The 19,675-nt window shown below is 71.3% G+C and carries 17 protein-coding genes and 1 pseudogene; 8 read left to right on the forward strand and 10 right to left on the reverse strand.

Features of this window, described 5'->3' with window-relative positions; translation table 11 throughout:
* The first annotated feature begins 3 nt into the window (after nt 1-3).
* Nucleotides 4-858 carry a maleylpyruvate isomerase family mycothiol-dependent enzyme gene (locus tag OG272_RS35210; protein ID WP_405895481.1) on the forward strand — a complete coding sequence of 285 codons (855 nt, stop codon included), beginning with the start codon at nt 4-6 and terminating at the stop codon, nt 856-858.
* A gap of 74 nt (nt 859-932) precedes the next feature.
* On the opposite strand, the gene OG272_RS35215 is transcribed toward OG272_RS35210, so the two are convergent.
* The 7 genes and pseudogenes from OG272_RS35215 to OG272_RS35245 form a co-directional block, all read right to left on the reverse strand.
* Nucleotides 933-1,631 carry an LAETG motif-containing sortase-dependent surface protein gene (locus tag OG272_RS35215; protein WP_327727622.1) on the reverse strand — a complete coding sequence of 233 codons (699 nt, stop codon included), beginning with the start codon at nt 1,629-1,631 and terminating at the stop codon, nt 933-935.
* A gap of 194 nt (nt 1,632-1,825) precedes the next feature.
* A complete protein-coding gene (locus tag OG272_RS35220; RefSeq protein ID WP_326576612.1) occupies nt 1,826-2,950 on the reverse strand; it encodes an LOG family protein in 1,125 nt (374 codons plus the stop codon).
* A 150-nt stretch (nt 2,951-3,100) separates the two neighbouring features.
* On the reverse strand, nt 3,101-3,508 hold the full coding sequence (locus tag OG272_RS35225; protein ID WP_326576610.1) for a VOC family protein: 408 nt from the start codon (nt 3,506-3,508) through the stop codon (nt 3,101-3,103).
* A gap of 134 nt (nt 3,509-3,642) precedes the next feature.
* The gene (locus OG272_RS35230; protein WP_328224119.1) at nt 3,643-4,929 is read right to left on the reverse strand and encodes a hypothetical protein; all 1,287 of its coding nucleotides are present in this window, start codon (nt 4,927-4,929) and stop codon (nt 3,643-3,645) included.
* Nucleotides 4,930-5,408: 479 nt separating this feature from the next.
* A pseudogene (locus OG272_RS35235) lies at nt 5,409-6,125 on the reverse strand (ABC transporter ATP-binding protein); the annotation flags it as partial.
* Nucleotides 6,126-6,338: 213 nt separating this feature from the next.
* Complete coding sequence (locus OG272_RS35240; RefSeq protein ID WP_327727620.1) at nt 6,339-7,703, reverse strand: aspartate aminotransferase family protein; 1,365 nt, start codon at nt 7,701-7,703, stop codon at nt 6,339-6,341.
* 19 nt (nt 7,704-7,722) lie between these two features.
* The gene (locus tag OG272_RS35245) at nt 7,723-8,259 is read right to left on the reverse strand and encodes an Lrp/AsnC family transcriptional regulator (RefSeq protein WP_327727619.1); all 537 of its coding nucleotides are present in this window, start codon (nt 8,257-8,259) and stop codon (nt 7,723-7,725) included.
* A gap of 178 nt (nt 8,260-8,437) precedes the next feature.
* Here OG272_RS35245 and OG272_RS35250 point away from each other — a divergent pair, with 178 nt between their 5' ends.
* From OG272_RS35250 to OG272_RS35265, 4 genes are all read left to right on the forward strand, one after another.
* A complete protein-coding gene (locus tag OG272_RS35250) occupies nt 8,438-9,883 on the forward strand; it encodes a gamma-aminobutyraldehyde dehydrogenase (protein ID WP_326576602.1) in 1,446 nt (481 codons plus the stop codon).
* A gap of 351 nt (nt 9,884-10,234) precedes the next feature.
* Nucleotides 10,235-10,894 carry a YceI family protein gene (locus OG272_RS35255; protein WP_326576600.1) on the forward strand — a complete coding sequence of 220 codons (660 nt, stop codon included), beginning with the start codon at nt 10,235-10,237 and terminating at the stop codon, nt 10,892-10,894.
* An 82-nt stretch (nt 10,895-10,976) separates the two neighbouring features.
* Nucleotides 10,977-11,522: a hypothetical protein gene (locus tag OG272_RS35260; RefSeq protein WP_326576598.1), complete on the forward strand. Its 546-nt coding sequence runs from the start codon at nt 10,977-10,979 to the stop codon at nt 11,520-11,522.
* 148 nt (nt 11,523-11,670) lie between these two features.
* Nucleotides 11,671-13,353, forward strand: a complete 1,683-nt coding sequence (locus OG272_RS35265) for a sigma-70 family RNA polymerase sigma factor (RefSeq protein WP_328224123.1) — start codon at nt 11,671-11,673, stop codon at nt 13,351-13,353.
* A gap of 119 nt (nt 13,354-13,472) precedes the next feature.
* Here the strand turns inward: OG272_RS35265 and OG272_RS35270 are convergent, their stop codons facing one another.
* Together OG272_RS35270 and OG272_RS35275 are read right to left on the reverse strand one after the other, a co-directional pair.
* Complete coding sequence (locus OG272_RS35270; protein ID WP_405895482.1) at nt 13,473-14,186, reverse strand: glycerophosphodiester phosphodiesterase; 714 nt, start codon at nt 14,184-14,186, stop codon at nt 13,473-13,475.
* Nucleotides 14,187-14,211: 25 nt separating this feature from the next.
* On the reverse strand, nt 14,212-15,324 hold the full coding sequence (locus OG272_RS35275; RefSeq protein WP_405895483.1) for an adenosine deaminase: 1,113 nt from the start codon (nt 15,322-15,324) through the stop codon (nt 14,212-14,214).
* A gap of 206 nt (nt 15,325-15,530) precedes the next feature.
* Between OG272_RS35275 and OG272_RS35280 the strand changes: the two genes are divergently transcribed.
* Together OG272_RS35280 and OG272_RS35285 are read left to right on the forward strand one after the other, a co-directional pair.
* Nucleotides 15,531-16,973 carry a DUF4190 domain-containing protein gene (locus OG272_RS35280; protein WP_405895484.1) on the forward strand — a complete coding sequence of 481 codons (1,443 nt, stop codon included), beginning with the start codon at nt 15,531-15,533 and terminating at the stop codon, nt 16,971-16,973.
* Nucleotides 16,974-17,019: 46 nt separating this feature from the next.
* Nucleotides 17,020-17,286, forward strand: a complete 267-nt coding sequence (locus OG272_RS35285; protein WP_405895485.1) for a hypothetical protein — start codon at nt 17,020-17,022, stop codon at nt 17,284-17,286.
* A gap of 24 nt (nt 17,287-17,310) precedes the next feature.
* Here OG272_RS35285 and OG272_RS35290 read toward each other — a convergent pair whose 3' ends face one another.
* Nucleotides 17,311-17,877, reverse strand: a complete 567-nt coding sequence (locus OG272_RS35290) for an NADAR family protein (RefSeq protein WP_327732111.1) — start codon at nt 17,875-17,877, stop codon at nt 17,311-17,313.
* A 211-nt stretch (nt 17,878-18,088) separates the two neighbouring features.
* Here OG272_RS35290 and OG272_RS35295 point away from each other — a divergent pair, with 211 nt between their 5' ends.
* Nucleotides 18,089-19,624 (forward strand): gamma-aminobutyraldehyde dehydrogenase, encoded by a 1,536-nt coding sequence (locus OG272_RS35295; RefSeq protein ID WP_326576588.1) that lies wholly within the window; start codon nt 18,089-18,091, stop codon nt 19,622-19,624.
* The last annotated feature ends 51 nt before the right edge of the window (nt 19,625-19,675 follow it).

Here is a 19,675-nt window from a genome sequence, read left to right on the forward strand (position 1 = left end):
ACCATGGCGATAGGTACGCGAGAACCCCAGGCCCGGCATGACCGCTACTGCGCCGAGATCGAGCTTCAGGTACGGCGGTTGAGGGACATCGTGACCTCGGGAGCCGATCTGTCGGCGACCGTGCCGACCTGCCCCGACTGGTCGCTGGAACAGCTACTGAGGCACACCGGCGGCGCCATGCGCTGGGTCGAACTGAACGTACGGACCTGGTCGGAGGAAGAGGTGCCCGAGGCGGACGTCCCGCTGTGCGAGGGCCCGGAGAAGCAGGGGGACCCGGTCGCGCTGGACGCCTGGCTCGCGGAGACCGGCGAGATGACCGTGGCCACGCTGCGCGAGGCGGGGCCCGAGGCGCCGGTGTGGTCATGGGGCTGGGAGCACAGTGCGGGGTTCTGGGCCCGCCGGATGGCCCATGAGCAGGTCATTCACGGGGCCGATGCCGCGCTCACCGTCGGGCGGCCGGTCGAGGTGGCGCCGGAGATCGCCGCCGACGCGATCGACGAGTGGCTGGAGATCGTCGAGTTCGTGCAGCGGACCATGCCGCACGACGCGGCGGCCGAACTGCGCGGCCCGGGACGGACCATCCATCTCCATGCCACGGACACGTCCGCGGAGGTGAACGTCGAGCGACGCGAGGAGGGGGTCCCCTCGCCCGAAGAGTGGGGGAGGGTGGTCGAGCTGACCGAGGACGGCGTGCGCCGGCGCCGTGGCCACGAGGAGGCGACGGTCGCGCTGCGCGGGCCGCTCACCGAGGTGCTGCTCGCCTTCTATCGCCGACTGCCGCCGGACGGTGGCGAGTTGGAGGTGTTGGGCGACCGCGGGCTGCTGGACTTCTGGCTGGAGCGGGCGACGTTCGGGTGAGTGCGAGGCAGTGCCCGGCGTGTGGCCCGTACCCTCGGTGAGAGGTACGGGCCACAGCCCTGAGGCAGCGGCGATCAGCGTGTGGAGGCCCCACGCCGCCGCATGCTGTAGTACACGGCACCTGCGCCGAGGGCGACCAGGGCCGCCGCGGCACCGGCGATCGTGCCGGTGTTGGAGTCGCCACCGGTCTCGGCGAGGTCGGAGTCACCCTCGGGGGAGGGGGCGTTGTTGTCGTTCGAGCCGACGGGCGTGGTGCCCTCGGAGGCGGACGGGGTGGGGGACGTCTTGGTCTTGGACGGCTTGCCCTTGTCCTTGTCCTTGTTCTCCGCGGGCTTCTTCGGGTTCTTCGAGTTGGCCGGCGGGGTGACCGTCTCCGCCGTGCAGGCCTCGGCGGGGGCGACCAGGATCGGCAGGTCGTCGTCGACGTACTTGTCCGCCGTGACGTGGATGCGGTACTCGGCGTTCGGCTCCCATTCCTCCTCGAAGGTGACGGTGACACCCTCGGCGGTGGAGTTCTCGATGGTCCTGCTGCCGACCTGGCGCAGGTCGGCCCCGTTGTTCTCCAGGTAGACGGAGATCTCGGCCTTGACGCCCAGGGGGTCCACATCGGTCACACGGATGACGCCCTTGTCACCGTCGCACCCGGCGACGGCGGAGAAGTCCTTGATGCTGCAGGCCATGGCGTTGCCCGCGGCGCCGAACACGAGTGCGGCGGACGCGAAAGCAACACCGACATAGCGCGAAGTCCGCGCGGTACGGGGAGATATGGACACTTTTGCCCTTCACGGGAAGCACAGGGGAGTGGGGGGTGACGGAGGGCCGCCGGAGGAGCGGCTTCCCCATGTGCCTCACAGGTTTATAAGTGCGCCATAAGCACTGTCAATCCGAAGAAGTGTTTGGGCGGTTGGCTTTGCCCATTGATGAACCGTCCGCAGGTTTGACGCGTGTTCAGCAACGCGCGTAGCTCTCACCCTCCCAGACGCGCCAAGGCCTCCGGGGCCTCCTCGATGCGGTCCACCAGGGCTATCCGGGCCTCCATCGAACGGCCCCGCGCCAGCGACCGGAGCAGTGGCCAGGTCGGCAGTCTCTCCGTCCAGTGGGCGCGGTCGACGAGAACCATGGGGGTCGGTTCACCGCGCGACTCGTAGTAGTTGGGGGTCGCGTTGTCGAAGATCTCCTGGACGGTTCCGGCCGCGCCCGGCAGGAAGACGACGCCCGTGTCGCAGCGGGCCAGGAGACCGTCCTCGCGGGTGGCGTTGGCGAAGTACTTCGCGATGTGCGAGGCGAACGGGTTCGGCGGCTCGTGGCCGTAGAACCAGGTGGGGATGCCGACGGAGGTGCCGCCCTTCGGCCAGCGGGTGCGCACGTCGAAGGCGGCGCTCGCCCAGTCGGTGATCGAGGGCGTGAACGTCGGTGCCTTCGCCAGGATTTGCAGCGCCTCGGCGAGCATCTCGTCGTCGTACGGGGCCGCGTAGGCGCCCAGGTTCGCCGCCTCCATCGCGCCCGGACCACCGCCGGTGGCGACCGTGAGACCCGAGCGGGCCAGGGTGCGGCCGAGGTGGGCGGCGCCCTCGTACGCCTCGGTGCCGCGTGCCATCGCGTGACCGCCCATCACGCCCACCACCCGTGCGCCGGTGAGGAGTTCGTCGAGGGCGTCGGAGACGGAGTCGTCGTGGACGGCGCGCAGCATGGAGGCGTAGACGTCCCGGTCGGCCTTGGTCCGCTGGAACCAGGCGTACGCGAGGGCGTCGGGTGTCGCCTCGTAGCCGCCGTCCGACAGGGACGCGAAGAGTTCGTCGGGGGAGTAGAGCAGGCCGCGGTACGGATCGAAGGGCAGGCCGGGCACGGGCGGGAAGACCAGGGCGCCGTCCGCGCGTATCTTCGCCGCCGCCTCCTCGCGCATCGGGCAGCCCAGGAAGACGGCTCCCGCCGTGCCGGTGGCGAGCAGCACGCGCGTACGGTCTGTCAGGTCGACGGCCTGGATGCGGAATCCCGAGAGCGTGCCGCGCGCGGAGACGATCGCGTCGAACTCCTCGATCGTCTCGATCTCGTGGTCGCCGTGGTGGGCCGCGTGGGCGGGCATCGTCTGCACCCGCCCATGCTATTGCGCTCCGCTGGGGGAGCCGGGGTCGTGCCGGGGGCCCGGAGCAGCGTGGGCGGGTGCGGGTGCGTCGTGGCTGGTCGCGCGGTTCCCCGCGCCCCGTCCGGGGCGCGGCGGTACGGGGCGGTTGGCAGGTGAGCCTCAGCCCTCGATGGTGGCCGGGTCCATCCACACGACCTCCCAGGTGTGGCCGTCGAGGTCGTCGAAGGCGCGGCCGTACATGAAGTCCATCTCCTGGATCTTCTCCGACGCGGTGCCGCCGGCGGCGACCGCCTTGTCGACCAGCTCGTCCACCTTCTCGCGGCTCTCGGCGCTCAGACAGAGCAGCACCTCGCTGGTCTTCGTGGCGTCCGCGATCTCCTTCTGGGTGAAGGACGAGTAGAACGGCTTGGTGAGCAGCATCGCCACAATGGTGTCGCTGATCACCACGGAGGCCGCGTTCTCGTCGCTGAACTGGGGGTTGAGCGCGTACCCGAGCTCCGTGAAGAACTTCTTCGAGGCGTCGAGGTCGTTCACGGGCAGGTTCACGAAGATCATCTGCTGGTACATGGCGAGGTCTCTCCTGTCGGTCGCGGTCCGTTCGCAGGGGTAGACCGGGGACCCTCGTGGAACTCATCGCCGGTCTCGGATTTTTTTTCGTACGAGTTTTCCGGCGCCCCAGCGGTGTGTCTCAGGGGCGCGTCTCAGGCGACCAGCGGCAGCGCCGCCAGCCGGGCGACCGTCCAGGTCAGAGGGCCGAACACAGCGAGCAGGGCGCCCGCGCGGAGCAGGGCCGCCCGCCGCGGCAACGCGCTGGGCGCTCCCAGCCGCAACAGCGCGGCCGTGGCGTCCGCGTGCGCCCGACGGGCCTCGACGGCGGCCGTCGCGAGGGTGAGCACGGCACAGCCGGCCACCACGAGCGCGCCCAGGAGGGCGAGCGGGCCGACCGTGGGGCGCACGCCGGAGGACAGCGTCACCATGGCGTACGCCCCGGAGGCCACCGCGCACACCACCCCGAGAGGGCGCCCGATGCGCCGGGCGTCTTCCTGGAGCACGCGCCCGGAGAGGAGCCGCAGTGCGCCGGGGCGTACGGACTGGAGCAGGCGTCCGGTGAGGTGGGTGAGCCCGGGGCCGGTGAGGACCAGCCCGAGCGCGGTGAGCAGCCAGCCGCCGAGGGCTCCGGCGGGGCTGTCCGCGAAGCCGCCGGGGAGGGGGAGGGTGGAGCCGTCGTCGGACTGTCCGGCGTACGTCTCCACGGCGAGGCCGACGGCGAGCACGGCGATGCCCCAGGGGAGACCGCCGGGGGCGGGGCGCGGAGCCGCGGGTTCCGGTGGCTCCTGGGGGGCCGTGGGGGCGACGGCCTCCTCGTCCGGCTCCTCCTGGTACCTCGTGGCGCCCGCCGGGGACGCGGCCCGCCGGCCGATGGCGAAGGTGTCGTACGCCATGAAGCGTGTCCGGGGTCCGGTGGGCCGGGCACCCGTGTCCTTGGGGCGTAGCACCAGGGCGGTCGTGGCGCAGGCCACGGCCGGTACCAGGGCGAGGAGGGTCAGGGCCGCGGGGAGGGGGAGGGGCTGCCCCGCGGCGAGGGCGTCGGCGGCGGCGCCGTCGAAGGGCATGCCCCTGAGGTCGCCGCGCAGATGGAGGAAGAAGAGCAGGGCGAGGAGCGAGCCGAGGACGGTGGACAGGGCCGTCGTGACCGCGGAGATGGCCATCAGGCGGCCGGGGCCGAGGCCGATCGCGGACAGGCCGGGGCGGGGGCGGGTTCCGGGGTCGGTGCGGGCCACCGTCACCGCGAAGTACACGGTGGCGGCCGCGGGTGCGAAGCACCAGGCCAGGCGGAGCACCGAGCCGGCCGGGGCGTGCGGATGGGCCATGGCGTGCCCGAGGGCGCAGAGCAGCAGGAATCCCGTGCCGCCGGTGGCCGCGGCGACCAGGAGACGGCGGAGCTGGACCACGGGGTGGGCCCGGCGGGCTAGGCGGAGAGCGAGCACGCGGCCCGGCCTTCCCCGTCGGCGGACGGATGCTCCCCCTCGGCAGCGGTTCCACCACCTCCTTCCGCGGCGGCCCGGCGCTCCTCCTCGGCGGCCGGGCGGCCTCCCTCGTCGGTGCCGGGACGGCGTCCTTGCTCGGTGGTCGGGCGGCCTCCTCGCCCCGTGGCGAGGTGACCTTTGCCGTCGCCGGCGGACACGTGTTCCTCGTCGGCGGTGGGCCGCCCTCCCCGCTCGGTGGCCGGCCGGCCTCCTTGCCCGGTGGTGAGGTGGCCTCCTCCTTCGGCGGTGGCCCGGCGGTCTCCCCCGGCGGCCGGGCGGCCTCCCTTCTTGGTGCCGGGACGGCGTCCCCGCTCGGCAGCCAGGTGGCCTCCCCTCTCGGCGGCGAGGTGGCCTTCGGCTTCCGCGGTGGGCCGGCGGTCTGCCTCGGGCGTGGCTCGGGGGTTCGGCTCTGTGGGGGCTCGGCCTTGCCGGTCTGTGGGAGTTCGGCCTTGCCGGTTCGCGGCGGAGGGGAGGTGGACGGTCTTCACGTGGCGCCCGTCGAGCAGGGAGATCGTGCGGTCCACGAAGGAGGCGGTCTCGGGGTCGTGGGTGGCGAGGACGACGGTGATGTCGTGGGAGCGGGCGGCCGTGGTGAGGGTGCGCAGGACGTGGGTGTGCTCGGCGCGGTGCAGCGCGGCGGTCGGCTCGTCCGCGAAGAGCACGTGGGGGGCGGCGACCAGGGCGCGGGCGACGACCACGCGCTGGCGCTCGGACTGGAGGAGGGCGTGCGGGCGCTTGCGTGCCGAGTCGCGGATGTCGAGGCGCTCCAGCCACTCCAGGGCGGCGGCCTTGGCGGCCCGGCGGCCGGTGCCGCGCAGCATCAGCGGCAGGGCGGCGTTCTCCCAGGCGTTCAGCTCGGGGACGAGGACCGGCTCGGGGTCGATCCAGCCGAAGCGGTCCAGGCGCAGCCGTTCCCGGGCGAGCGGACCCATCGTGTGCACGGGAAGGCTGTTGAACCACACCTCGCCGTGCTGGGCCCGCAGCTGTCCGGACAGGCACCGCAGGAGCGTGGTCTTGCCGCTGCCGCGCGGGCCGGTGACGGCGACGATCTCGCCCTCCCGGACGGCCATCGACACGCCTCGCAGAGCGGGCGAGCCGTCGTGCGCGTAGGTCAGACCACGTGCCCAGAGCACGTCGTTGTCCGGCGGGGCCACCATGGGCGTACACCTCGGTTCGGATCAGGATTGCCGGGGGAGCCCCCCGTCCGGGGGAACGAAGGCAGGGCCGATCGGTTACAGGGGGCACGCTAGGGAGTCAGGGGGGCGGGGGCCGGACAGCACACGGCCCGGGACGCCCCCATCTCACTCGGATGGGTGCGTCCCGGGCCGTTTGAAAGAGCCGTCCGCGAGCGCCGACGGGATCGTCGGGGGCTACAGCAGCGTCCACGCCTCCGTCAGCGTCGCGCGCAGGATCTGCTCGATCTCGTCGAAGGTCGACTGGTCGGAGATCAGCGGCGGGGCGAGCTGGACGACCGGGTCGCCACGGTCGTCGGCACGGCAGTAGAGGCCGTTCTCGAACAGCTTCTTCGACAGGAAGCCGTAGAGGATCCGCTCGGTCTCGGCGTCGTCGAAGCTCTCCTTCGTCGCCTTGTCCTTGACCAGCTCGATTCCGTAGAAGTAGCCGTTGCCGCGGACGTCGCCGACGATCGGCAGGTCGTACAGCTTCTCCAGCGTGGACCGGAACGCGTCCTCGTGGTCGAGGACGTGCTGGTTGAGGCCCTCGCGCTCGAACAGGTCGAGGTTGGCGAGGCCGACGGCCGCGGAGACCGGGTGGCCGCCGAAGGTGTAGCCGTGCAGGAAGGTGTTGTCGCCCTTGTAGAAGGGCTCGGCTATGCGGTCCGAGATGACGCAGGCGCCGATCGGGGAGTAGCCCGAGGTCATGCCCTTGGCGCAGGTGATCATGTCCGGGACGTAGCCGAACTTGTCGCAGGCGAACATCGTGCCGAGCCGGCCGAAGGCGCAGATGACCTCGTCCGACACCAGCAGTACGTCGTACTGGTCGCAGATCTCGCGGACCCGCTGGAAGTAGCCGGGCGGCGGCGGGAAGCAGCCGCCGGCGTTCTGTACCGGCTCCAGGAAGACCGCCGCGACCGTGTCGGGGCCCTCGAAGAGGATCTCCTGCTCGATCTGGTCGGCGGCCCAGCGGCCGAAGGCCTCCGGGTCGTCGCCGAAGTACGGAGCCCGGTAGATGTTGGTGTTCGGGACCTTGTGCGCGCCCGGCACCAGCGGCTCGAAGGGGGCCTTCAGGGCCGGCAGGCCGGTGATGGACAGGGCGCCCTGCGGAGTGCCGTGGTAGGCGACCGCGCGGGAGATGACCTTGTACTTGGTCGGCTTGCCCTGGAGCTTGAAGTACTGCTTGGCGAGCTTCCAGGCGGTCTCGACCGCCTCACCGCCGCCGGTGGTGAAGAAGACCTTGTTCAGATCGCCGGGCGCGTAGTCGGCGATGCGTTCCGCCAGTTCGACGGCCTTCGGGTGGGCGTAGGACCAGACCGGGAAGAAGGCCAGCTCCTGCGCCTGCTTGAACGCGGTCTCCGCCAGCTCGGTGCGGCCGTGGCCCGCCTGGACCACGAAGAGCCCCGCGAGACCGTCGAGGTACCGCTTGCCCTTGTCGTCGTAGATGTAGGTGCCCTCGCCCCGGACGATCGTGGGGACCGGGGAGTTCTCGTACGAGGACATGCGGGTGAAGTGCATCCACAGGTGGTCGTACGCGGTCTGGCTGAGGTCCTTGGGGCTCACGGCTTATCCGTCCTCACGGTTATCGGGTTCCCCACATGTAGGTCTGCTTCTTGAGCTTGAGGTAGACGAAGCTCTCGGTGGAGCGCACGCCGGGCAGGGTCCGGATGCGTTTGTTGATGACCTCCAGGAGGTGGTCGTCGTCCTCGCAGACGACCTCCGCCATCAGGTCGAAGGAGCCGGCGGTGATCACGATGTACTCGACCTCGGACATGGCCGTCAGCGCGTCTGCCACGGGATCCAGGTCGCCGTCGACGTTGATGCCGATCATCGCCTGACGCCGGAAGCCCACGGTGAGCGGATCGGTGACGGCCACGATCTGCATCACGCCCTGGTCGAGCAGCTTCTGGACGCGCTGGCGCACGGCCGCCTCGGACAGGCCGACGGCCTTGCCGATCGCGGCGTACGGCCGCCGGCCGTCCTCCTGGAGCTGCTCGACGATGGCGAGGGAGACGGCGTCCAACTGCGGAGTGCCGTTCCTCGGCTCCTTGGAGTCCTTCCGGGGCTCCTTGGGGTCCTTCTGGTCTGCGCTTCGACTGGCCACGGCCACACTGTGCACGACGTATCGACAGTTCCGCAAGGCTGGATCGATGAAATTCGTTGTTTCTGGGGTCTTAGCTTGCGGATTTCGCAGTCGGCGGGGTGTCGGGGGTGTTGAAAACGTGGGGCGGCGGATTAGGGTGGTGTCTCAAGGGATGGACACCCCAACCTGGACACCCACATCTGGAGGGCCGGCAGTGAGTACCGAGCTGGGTCGGCTGCGCAAGCTACGTAACTACATCGACGGGGAATTCCGTGACGCCGTCGACGGACGGACCACCGAGGTGGTCAACCCCGCGACGGGCGAGGCCTACGCGACCGCGCCCCTGTCCGGCCAGGCCGACGTCGACGCGGCCATGGCCGCCGCCGCGGCCGCGTTCCCGGCCTGGCGGGACACGACCCCGGCCGAGCGCCAGAAAGCCCTGCTGAAGATCGCCGACGCGTTCGAGGAGCGGGCCGAGGAGCTCATCGCGGCGGAGGTGGAGAACACGGGCAAGCCGATCGGGCTGACCCGCTCCGAGGAGATCCCGCCGATGGTGGACCAGATCCGCTTCTTCGCGGGCGCCGCGCGGATGCTGGAGGGCCGGTCGGCCGGCGAGTACATGGAGGGGATGACCTCGATCGTCCGCCGTGAGCCGGTCGGTGTCTGCGCCCAGGTCGCGCCGTGGAACTACCCGATGATGATGGCCGTGTGGAAGTTCGCGCCGGCGATCGCCGCGGGCAACACGGTCGTGCTGAAGCCGTCGGACACGACGCCGGCGTCGACCGTTCTCATCGCGGAGATCATCGGGGCGATCCTGCCGAAGGGCGTCTTCAACGTGATCACGGGCGACCGTGACACGGGTCGGCTGATGGTCGAGCACCCGACTCCGGCCATGGCGTCCATCACCGGGTCCGTGCGGGCCGGTATGTCCGTCGCCGAGTCCGCGTCCAAGGACCTCAAGCGCGTCCACCTGGAGCTGGGCGGCAAGGCGCCGGTCGTCGTGTTCGCCGACACCGACATCGCCAAGGCCGTCGAGGAGATCTCGGTGGCGGGCTTCTTCAACGCCGGGCAGGACTGTACGGCCGCGACCCGCGTCCTCGTCCAGGAGGGCATCCACGACGAGTTCGTGGCCGCGCTCGCGAAGGCGGCGGCCGAGACGAAGACCGGGCAGCCGGACGACGAGGACGTGCTGTACGGGCCGCTGAACAACCCCAACCAGCTCAAGCAGGTGGCCGGGTTCATCGAGCGGCTGCCGGCCCACGCCAAGGTCGAGGCGGGTGGCCACCAGGTCGGCGAGAAGGGGTACTTCTACGCGGCGACCGTCGTCTCCGGGCTGAAGCAGGACGACGAGATCATCCAGCGGGAGGTCTTCGGGCCGGTCATCACGGTTCAGTCGTTCACCGACGAGGAGCAGGCCGTCGGCTGGGCGAACGGGGTCGAGTACGCGCTCGCGTCGTCCGTGTGGACGAAGGACCACGGGCGGGCGATGCGCATGTCGAAGGCGTTGGACTTCGGGTGCGTGTGGATCAACACGCACATCGCGCTGGTCGCCGAGATGCCGCACGGCGGGTTCAAGAAGTCGGGGTACGGCAAGGATCTCTCGGGTTATGGGTTCGACGACTACACGCGGATCAAGCACGTGATGACGTCGTTGGACTGAGGGTTCGTCGACGGGCGCGGGGTGTCTGTGGCCGGTCGCGCGGTTCCCCGCGCCCCTGATCGGGCCTGCGGCCCGCCCGGTTCCCCGTGGACTTCTGTCACCGCGGTCTCGTTCCGTGTCCGGTGCGGGACCGCATCCCCGTGCCGCTCGAGGACCGGTCCTGAATCCGAGGGGCGTATTCCGGTCTTCCCGAGATGAATTTCGGCGGGCAATTCGTGGCGACCCTGTGGAGATAGTGCAATTGTCTGCCGCGCGGTGGCGCTTTATCAGCCTTTCGGTGTCGATTCGGACCTGACGGATCAGCCGACGAAGGGTTGCGGCAAATTCCGTCGTGCCGTAGTTACGTGAATCATGAACCTGTTCACCCGTGCTGCGTCCCTGCGCCGCCCGGCATCCCCCACAGCCTCACAACTCCCCCACGAGTCCCCGGCTTTCGGTCCCGACGGCCCGCCCGATCCCACCCTGGCGACGCTGACCGGCGAATGGATGATCGACGCGGCGCACAGCCGTATCGGTTTCTCCGTCCGGCATGCCCTGGTGACGACCGTGCGCGGTGCGTTCACCGAGTATCAGAGCCGGCTCTACTTCGACGGCCGTGATCCTGCTCGTTCACGGGCCGAGATAGTTCTGTCCACCACGTCCGTCGATACCGGAGTGGAACAACGCGACGCCCATCTGATGGGCCGCGACTTCCTGGACGCCGCGACCTATCCGCGTATGCGCTTCGTCAGTACGGCGGTGCGACCCGTGGGCAACGATGTCTACCGCATGGCCGGCGAACTCACGATCAAGAGCATCACCCGGCCTGTGGATCTGGAACTCACCTATATAGGGCACGTCATGGACCCGTTCGGATACGAGCGGGTCGGTTTCGACGGGACGACCACCATCAATCGTTCCGAATGGGGCCTTATGTACAACCAGCGGCTCGCGGAGGGGGGCGCCATGGTGAGCGAGAAGGTGCGCCTGCAATTCGACATCGCCGCGATCCGCACGATTCCCGGCGGCTGACGGCCTGCTGCGTTCTCGTGGGGGCCCGGCATGCCGGGCCCCCACTTTTGAACGCGTTCAAGACGGGGCGTACGCTCACCGCATGAGCGACAGAGCCGCCCTGTTGAAGGGCATCCGTGCGTGGCTGGTCTTCTTCGTCGTCAGTCTGGTGCTGAGCGGCGCCACGGCCTTCCCACTCGTCCACGAGCTGCGCTGGACCGAGGAGTTGCTGCGATCGCTGTCCGTGGGGGAGTACCTGCCGGCGCTCGTGGAGTGGATCGAACGCGTACGGGCGGGGCTCGACGAGGCCGACGCCGAGTACCCGTTCCTCCTGTACGGCACGGACTGGCTGGCCTTCGCCCACCTCGTGATCGCGGTGGCCTTCTACGGCCCCTACCGTGACCCGGTCCGCAACATCTGGGTCGTCGAGTTCGGCATGATCGCCTGCGCGGGAATCATCCCGCTGGCCCTGATCTGCGGGCCGATCCGGGGCATCCCCTTCTGGTGGACGGTGATCGACATGTCGTTCGGTGTGTTCGGGGTGATCCCGCTGTACGTCGTTCGGCGGCGGATCAAGCGGCTGGAGGCGCTCACCGACGGGTGGGACCGAAAAACTGTTATCCCGGCCGCCTCCACACCGTCTCCGTAGGCACCCCTGTTTCCCCACGTACAGGAGCGAGCCGTATGAGCAGTGTGATCTCCGCCTCGGAGGATCCCCACGTCACAGCGATGGCTGAGAAGGTACGGAACACAGCCGAGTGAACAGGGTGAGCCCAGCGGGACCGGAGGGAACGTACGTGGACGGGCGGCAGTGGCGCGCCACCATCGCGGCCGCACAGACAGGGGACCGGCGCGCCCTCGACGAACTGGTCGAGGGCTGGCTGCCCCTCGTCTACAACATCGTCGGCCGGGCCCTCAACGGCCACGCCGATGTCGACGACGTCGTGCAGGAGACCATGCTGCGCGCCGTCGACAACCTCGACACGCTGCGCGATCCGGACAGCTTCCGCTCCTGGCTGGTCGCGATCGCGATGCGGCAGATACGGGACCGGGCGCGCCGCCGCACCGCCGACCAGCTCGACGACAGCGCCGCCCAGGGCGCCACCGACTTCGCCGAGCTGACCGTGCTGCGGCTGCAGTTGGAGGGCCAGCGGAAAGAGGTCGCGGAAGCGGTCCGCTGGCTCGACGGCGAGGACCGCCAGCTGCTCTCGCTGTGGTGGCTGGAGGTCGCGGGCGAACTCACCCGGCGCGAGCTCGCCGCCGCCGTCGGCATCAGCCGGCAGCATGCCGCCGTGCGCGTCCAGCGGATGAAGGCCCGTCTGGAGACCGCGCGGGGCATCGTCCGCGCCCTCGACTCCTCCTGCTCCGACCTGGGCCGGGTCACCGCCCGTTGGAGCGGGCGGCCCGACTCGGTGTGGCGCAAGCGCATCGCCCGGCACATCCGAGGCTGCGCCCGCTGCGACGGCCACGGCCGCCCCGGCGAGGTCGTCGTCCCCGCCGAACGCCTCCTCGTCGGCCTGGCCCTGGTGCCCGTCCCCGTCGGTTTCACGCTGTCCCTGGCGTTCGGCGGGAAGACCGCCGTGGCGGCGACCGCCGCGACCGCCTCCGTGGGCTGGTCCGCCAAGGTGCTCGGCGCCCTCGCCAAGCCCGCCGTCGCGGTGACGGCGAGTGCGTCGATCGTCGCCGGGGGCGCGTACGTCGTGACGCAGCCCCCGCAGGACCGGCCCGCGCAGGCCGCGCCCACGGCGCTCAGCACGGCCCGCGCGCCCGAGGTTTCGAAGCCCCGGGGCCCCTCGCCCTCCACCTCGCCGACGCCGTCCCCCTCCGTCTCCCCGTCCGCGACGAAGAAGGCCGATCTCTACGGCACCGTCGTCGACGTCGTGGACGCGGCGCCGGACCCGGACACCCCGCCCGGCGCCCTCCCGCGCCGGCCGGAGTCCGGCCTCACGAGCAGTGGCGGCACGCGGACCGTGATGAACCACCGGGGCGACGCCGTGACCTTCACGGGCGAGGGTTATGTCCTGGTCCGCTGGCAGATCTCGCCGCAGTACCGGGCGGGCGGCCTGGTCATGCCGTCCTGGACCGGCCTGAAGGGCAAGCTCTTCCACGTCGCCTCGGGCGGCGGCCGCCGCATGGACGATCCGACCTCCGCCGACGGCGAGACCTCCGGCATGGGCGGGCCCGACACCGGATACACGGTCCTGCCCGCAGGCACCCAACAGATGTGGCAGAACGAGTACTTCTATCTCGACGGCACGGTCACCCTCACCCAGAACGAACGCGGCGCCGACTACGGCATCACCGTCGCCCCCTCCACCTGGGACAGCGTCACCGAGGACATCACCCAAGGGCCCGACCGGGGCGCCCGTCGCTACGGCCTCGTCCGCGACAACGGCCGGGACTCGGCCCCCGTACCGCAGTACGTCACGCGGGAGAAGCCTCAGGACGCGGCGACGGTGGAGCAGCGGTCGGAGGTGTAACGGCCTCGTCGGCTCCCCGCCGTATGCGGCCGCGGGGTGTCGCTGAGCGTCCAGGGGCTCGGGACCCCGGAGGGCGTGTGCGGGTGTGTCGTGGCTGTTCGCGCAGTTCCCCGCGCCCCCTAGAGGGCGCTGTCCTCGGCCTCGGTTCGGGGATGCTGCCTCAGTGCGCACAGGGTGTCGACTCGGTTCGTCGTGATCGAGTCGACGCCCAGGCCGATCAGGCGACGCATGGAGCGGCGGGTGTCGGGGGTCCAGGCGGAGAGGAGGTAGCCGTCGTGGTGGACGCGGTCCGCGAGGGCGTGGGTGAGCAGGCCGAAGCGGTAGTTGAGCCAGCGGGGGCGGATCGCGTCGAGCAGGGCGGGGCGGGGTGGGGCGAGGGTCTTCCAGGTGAGGGCGAGCTCGGCGGTGGGGGCGGCGGCGCGGACGGCGAGCAGGGTGGGCGGGTCCGCGCTGTAGTAGACGCGGTCCTCGGCGTCGCGCTCCCGTACGACACCGAGGATCTGCCGCACCGCCCGGGGGTTCACCGAGCCCGGCAGGTCGACCATGACCCGGCTGCTCCGGGTGGTGAGCAGCGCGTCGGCCAGCGTCGGCACCCCGTCGGCCGTCAGCCCGCGCAGCTCCGCGGCGGAGAGCGCGGCCAGCGGCCGGTCCAGCTCCCAGAGCCGGTTCAGCGTCGCGTCGTGGAGCAGGACGGGCACGCCGTCACGGGTCGTCCGTACGTCGAACTCGACGGCGTCCGCGCCCAGTTCGAGCCCGGCGCGCAGGGAGTCGAGCGTGTTCTCACGGTGGCGGTAGGGGGCGCCGCGATGGGCGACGGCTGTCACGGTGCGCATGAGGGTGATGAGGGTCCCGATCGTGTCAGGGGGTCAGCCAGGCTGATGTGTAGGTGTCGATCTCGGCGGAGACGCGGGCCTTGCCGGGCTCGTCGAGGAAGGACGCGTCCACCGCGTTCTTCGCCAGCGCGGCCAGCCCCTGCTCGTCGAGGTCGAGGAGGCGCGCGGCGACCGCGTACTCGGTGTTGAGGTCGGTGCCGAACATCGGCGGGTCGTCGGAGTTGATGGTGACCAGGACCCCGGCCCGCACGAACTCCTTGATGGGGTGCTCGTCGAGGGTGCGGACCGCGCGCGTGGCTATGTTCGAGGTCGGGCAGACCTCCAGGGCGATGCGGTGCTCGGCGAGGTGGGCGAGCAGCTTCGGGTCGCGGGCCGAACTGGTGCCGTGCCCGATGCGCTCCGCGCGCAGGTGGTGGAGCGCGTCCCACACCGTCTCGGGGCCGGTGGTCTCGCCGGCGTGCGGCACGGAGTGCAGCCCGGCCGCGATCGCGCGGTCGAAGTACGGCTTGAACTGCGGCCTCGGCACGCCGACCTCGGGCCCGCCGAGCCCGAACGACACCAGCCCCTCCGGCCGCAGCCGGTCGTCCGTGGCGAGCCGGACGGTCTCCTCGGCCGAGACCAGCCCCGCCTCGCCCGGAATGTCGAAGCACCACCGCAGTACGGTCCCGAACTCGGCCTCCGCCGCCTTCCGCGCGTCCTCGATCGCCTCCATGAAGGCCCGCTCGTCGATCCCGCGACGGGTGGAGGAGTACGGCGTGACGGTCAGCTCGGCGTACCGCACCTGCTGCCGGGCGAGGTCCCGCGCCACCTCGAACGTCAGCAGCCGGACGTCCTCCGGGGTGCGGATCAGGTCGACGACGGACAGATACACCTGGATGAAGTGGGCGAAGTCCGTGAACGAGAAGTAGTCCGCGAGCGCTTCGGGGTCCGTCGGCACCGCGGAGTCGGGGTGGCGGGCGGCCAGTTCCGCGACGATACGGGGAGAGGCGGAGCCGACGTGGTGCACATGCAGTTCGGCCTTGGGCAGACCGGCGATGAAGGCGTGCAGGTCGCGGGTGCCAAAGGCGCCGGGAGCGGCGGACGTGCCGGCGACGGCGGGGGCCACGGGCACGCCCTGTGCGGTGCGGTGGTCGGTCAAGGTTCCTCCCCGGGAACGGCGTCCGCCCCGGACCGTGGTCTTCGTCGGGGGACGCGGGTGATCGGCTGATCGATGACTCGGGGATCATCGTAGGCGGCTGCCCGCACGCCCAACCCCGGGCCTTAGCATGACCGAACGTACAGCTGATCGCGTACGACGGAAAAGACGACGCAGAACGGCACGGAACGCTACAGGGGGACCCACTCATGTCATCCGACGAGGCACCTGCTCCGGAGAGACCGGCCGACCCGCAGCCGGACCCGTGGGCACCTCCACAGGACCGCGTCCCGACACCGCCACCGACGGTCGCCGACGGGGCCCCGCTGCCGACGGCGGCCGACGATGCCGCCCTGCCGACAGTCGTGGACGGCGCCACTCTGCCGACGCTGACCGACGATGCCGTGCCGCCGGTGGTGGTGGATGGTGCCACTCTGCCGACGCTGACCGAGGACGCCGTACCGCCGTCGGTCGCCGCCGACGCCGACATGCTGACGGTGGGCGACGGCATCCCCCTGCCGGCCGCGCAGGCCGCCGTCCCGCAGCCCGAGGACGCGGTCCCGGCCCCGAAGGTCGCGCTGGACAAGCCGACCGTGTCCGCGGGGCCTGCCGACTTCGGCGAGCCCGCCGGGGCCGTGGGTTCCGCCGGGCCGAGCGCACCGGTGCCGCCCACGGGCTCCACCGGGCCCGGTGCGCCGGTTTCGTACGCCGGGTCGGCCCCGTCCGCTGCCCCCGCCGACGCCGCGCCTCCCCGCGATCCCTGGGCCGTGCCCGCCGACACCCCGGCGCCGGGCAGCCCCACCCGCCCCGCCCCCTCGGTGCACGACCAGATGACGGTCGTGTCCATGCCGGGAGTGGACGAGAGCGGCCCGGTGCCGACCGCGCCGACTTCTCCCCAGGCCCCCACGGCACCGCAGCCCTGGGCCGGCCCCGGCGCGTTCGCACCCCCGGGCGGCCCGCAGTCCGCCACGTCCACCACCTCCGGCTACAACCCGTTCGCCCCGCCCGCCGCCCAGGCACCTCACACACCCGGCGCACCCCACGCGTCCTACCCGCCACCGGCAGTCGGCGCCCCCTACGCCGCCCCCGCCCCCGCCCCCGCCCCCGGTGCCGCCGTCCCGCCGCCGCCCATCGGCCCCGAAGGGCCCGGCCAGGTCCCGTACGGCTATCCCCAGTACCCGGCGTACCCGGGTGCCCACGCCCACCCCGGTGTCGGCTACCCCGGCACCGGCTACCCCGCCCCCGGCGCGGCCTACGCCTGGCCCGCGATGGCGCCGCCGCCGAGCAACGGGATGGGGATCGCGGCGATGGTGCTCGGCATCTGTGCCGCCGTGCTCTTCTGTCTGTGGCCGCTGGCGATCCTGCTCGGGGTCATGGCCGTGATCTTCGGGTCCATCGGTCGGGTCAAGGCGCGCCGGGGCGAGGCGACGAACCCGGGGCACGCACTGGCCGGGATCATCTGCGGAGTGGTCGGCATCCTGCTCGGCATCGGCTTCATCGTCCTCATCGTCGTGGCGCCCGGCAGCGCCGACTACGACTCGGACCCCGCCCCCTTCGACGACAGCTACTCCACGTCGCTGTCCCTGGTGCTGCCGCCCGGCGACGGCGACGCGACCCACGCCGCCGAGGTCTTCTCGCCCCGCGTCGGCTAGTACCCCACCGGGCGACAGTGCCCCGAAGGGGCACGGAGCCGTGACGATGCGCGGAGCCGGAGCCGTGACGATGCGCGGAGCCGGAGCCGTGACGATGCGCGGAGCCGGAGCCGTGACGATGCGCGGAGCCGGAGCCGTGACGATGCGCGGAGCCGGAGCCGTGACGATGCGCGGAGCCGGAGCCGTGACGATGCGCGGAGCCGTGACGATGCGCGGAGCCGTGACGATGCGCGGAGCCGTGACGATGCGCGGAGCCGTGACGATGCGCGGCTCCGCCGCATGGCCCGACCGGTCACGACGCACCCGCGGATGATGGACCGGGCTCCCGGCGGAGCGCTCAGGCGTCGACCCCGCTCAGCAGTCTCTCCCGGGCCGCCATCAGCGCGAAGCCCAGCAGATTGGGGCCCCGCCACCGCGCGGGGTCCATGGCGCGTTCGTCGTCCGCGGCGAGGCCGATGCCCCAGACACGGTCGAGAGGGCTGGCCTCGACGAGCACCCGGTTCCCCGTGCCCAGGAGGAACGTCCGCAGCTCGGCGTGGGCGGCGAACTTGTGGAAGCTGCCCTCGACGACGATGCCGAAGCGCTCCCGCTGCCACAGGGCGTCGTCGAAGCCGCGGACCAGTCGCCCGATCTTCTTGGCCTGGGCGGGGCTCGACGCGGCGACGGCCCTGCGCTCCGCCTCCGGGTCCCCGAAGAGCCGGGCCTTCGACGCCATCATCCAGTGCTCTGCCGTCGCGTACTCCACGCCGTCCACCGTGAACGGTGACGGCCACCACTGGCTCAGACAGCTCGCGCCGATCCGGCCGTCGGGCCGGGGACGGTGTCCCCAGAAGTGCAGGTACGTGACCCTTGCCCCCGCTCGGACCGCTCCGGTGAGCGTCTCCCAAGAATCGATCTTCTCCATGCCGACGAGTCTGGCAGCCGCCACCGACAAACCGTCCTCGATTTTCCGTCCCGGATGGACACCTGGTCGACAGATTCCGTCGCGTAACCAAAAGGCAACAACGGAATCCCTTGTTGGCGCCGCATGGCTCTGTCAGGATCGGCACTCAAATCGAGCTGGAGCTACGCCACCCGCCCCCGGGACAGAGGGGGTACCGGCGGAGGAGAGCGACATGCAGAACCCGGGCACCGCCGCCCCGGAACGATTCCCCGCACAGGACCGCTTCGCGGCCGGCGCGCAGTACATCGCCGGCCGCCTGACGAAGGGCACATCGGGCCGTACCCACGCGGTCGTCGACCCCGCGACCGGCGACGAGGTCCTCACCTACGAGCTGGCCGGCCCGGACGACGTGGACGCGGCCGTCGCCGCCGCCCTCGCGGCGTTCCCCGGCTGGGCCGCCACCACGCCCGGCGAGCGGTCCGACGCCCTGCACCGCTTCGCCGCGGTCCTGGCGGACCGCGCGGAGGAGTTCGCCCGGGCCGAGTCCCTGCAGTGCGGGAAGCCGCTCAAACTGACGCGCGAGTTCGACGTGCCCGGCACCCTCGACAACACCGCGTTCTTCGCGGGCGCCGCCCGGCACCTGCAGGGCCAGTCGGCCGGCGAGTACTCCGGCGACCACACCTCGTACGTACGCCGTGAACCCATCGGCGTGGTCGGTTCGATCGCGCCCTGGAACTATCCGCTCCAGATGGCCGCCTGGAAGATCCTCCCGGCGGTCGCCGCGGGCAACACGATCGTCCTGAAGCCCGCCGAGACCACCCCGCTCACCTCGCTGCTCTTCGCGCAGGCCGCCACGGACGCCGGAATCCCCGACGGCGTGATCAACGTCGTCACCGGGACCGGCAAGGACGCCGGTGAACATCTCGTCGGGCACCCCGACGTGGTCATGACCTCCTTCACGGGGTCCACGGCCGTCGGCAAGCGTGTCGCCGAGATCGCCACGGCCACCGTCAAGCGCATCCATCTGGAGCTGGGCGGCAAGGCCCCGTTCGTGGTCTTCGACGACGCCGACCTGGAGGCCGCCGTCCACGGCGCGGTCGCGGGTGCCCTCATCAACACCGGGCAGGACTGCACGGCCGCCACGCGCGCGTACGTGCAGCGGCCCCTCTACGAGGAGTTCGTCGCGCGGACGGCCGCCCTCATGGAGACCGTCCGGCTCGGCGACCCCTTCGCCCCGGGCACCGACCTCGGTCCGCTGATCTCCCACGTCCAGCGCGACCGTGTCGCCGGATTCGTCGAGCGGGCACGCGCGTACGCGCGCGTGGTCACCGGTGGCGAGGCACCACAGGGAGATCTCAAGAACGGGGCCTACTATCGGCCCACGCTCGTCGCGGACGCCGCCCAGGACAGCGAGATCGTCCAGTCGGAGATCTTCGGGCCGGTGCTCGTGGTCCTGCCCTTCGACAGCGACGACGAGGGAATCCGGCTCGCGAACGACACACCGTACGGCCTCGCCGCCTCCGCCTGGAGCCGGGACGTGTACCGGACGGGCCGCGCCACCCGCGAGATCAAGGCCGGGTGCGTGTGGGTCAACGACCACATCCCGATCATCAGCGAGATGCCGCACGGCGGCTACAAGGCCTCCGGCTTCGGCAAGGACATGTCCGTGTACTCGTTCGAGGAGTACACCCAGATCAAGCACGTCATGTTCGACAATACGGCGATCGCCAGGAAGGACTGGCACCGCACGATCTTCGGGGACCGCTAGTCAGCCCGGGGACCGGCCGCCCGACCCCCGGCCGCTCTCCGCCCACCCTCC

Origin of the sequence: Streptomyces sp. NBC_00104, assembly GCF_045160825.1 — a bacterium.
Classification (GTDB): Bacteria; Actinomycetota; Actinomycetes; order Streptomycetales; family Streptomycetaceae; genus Streptomyces.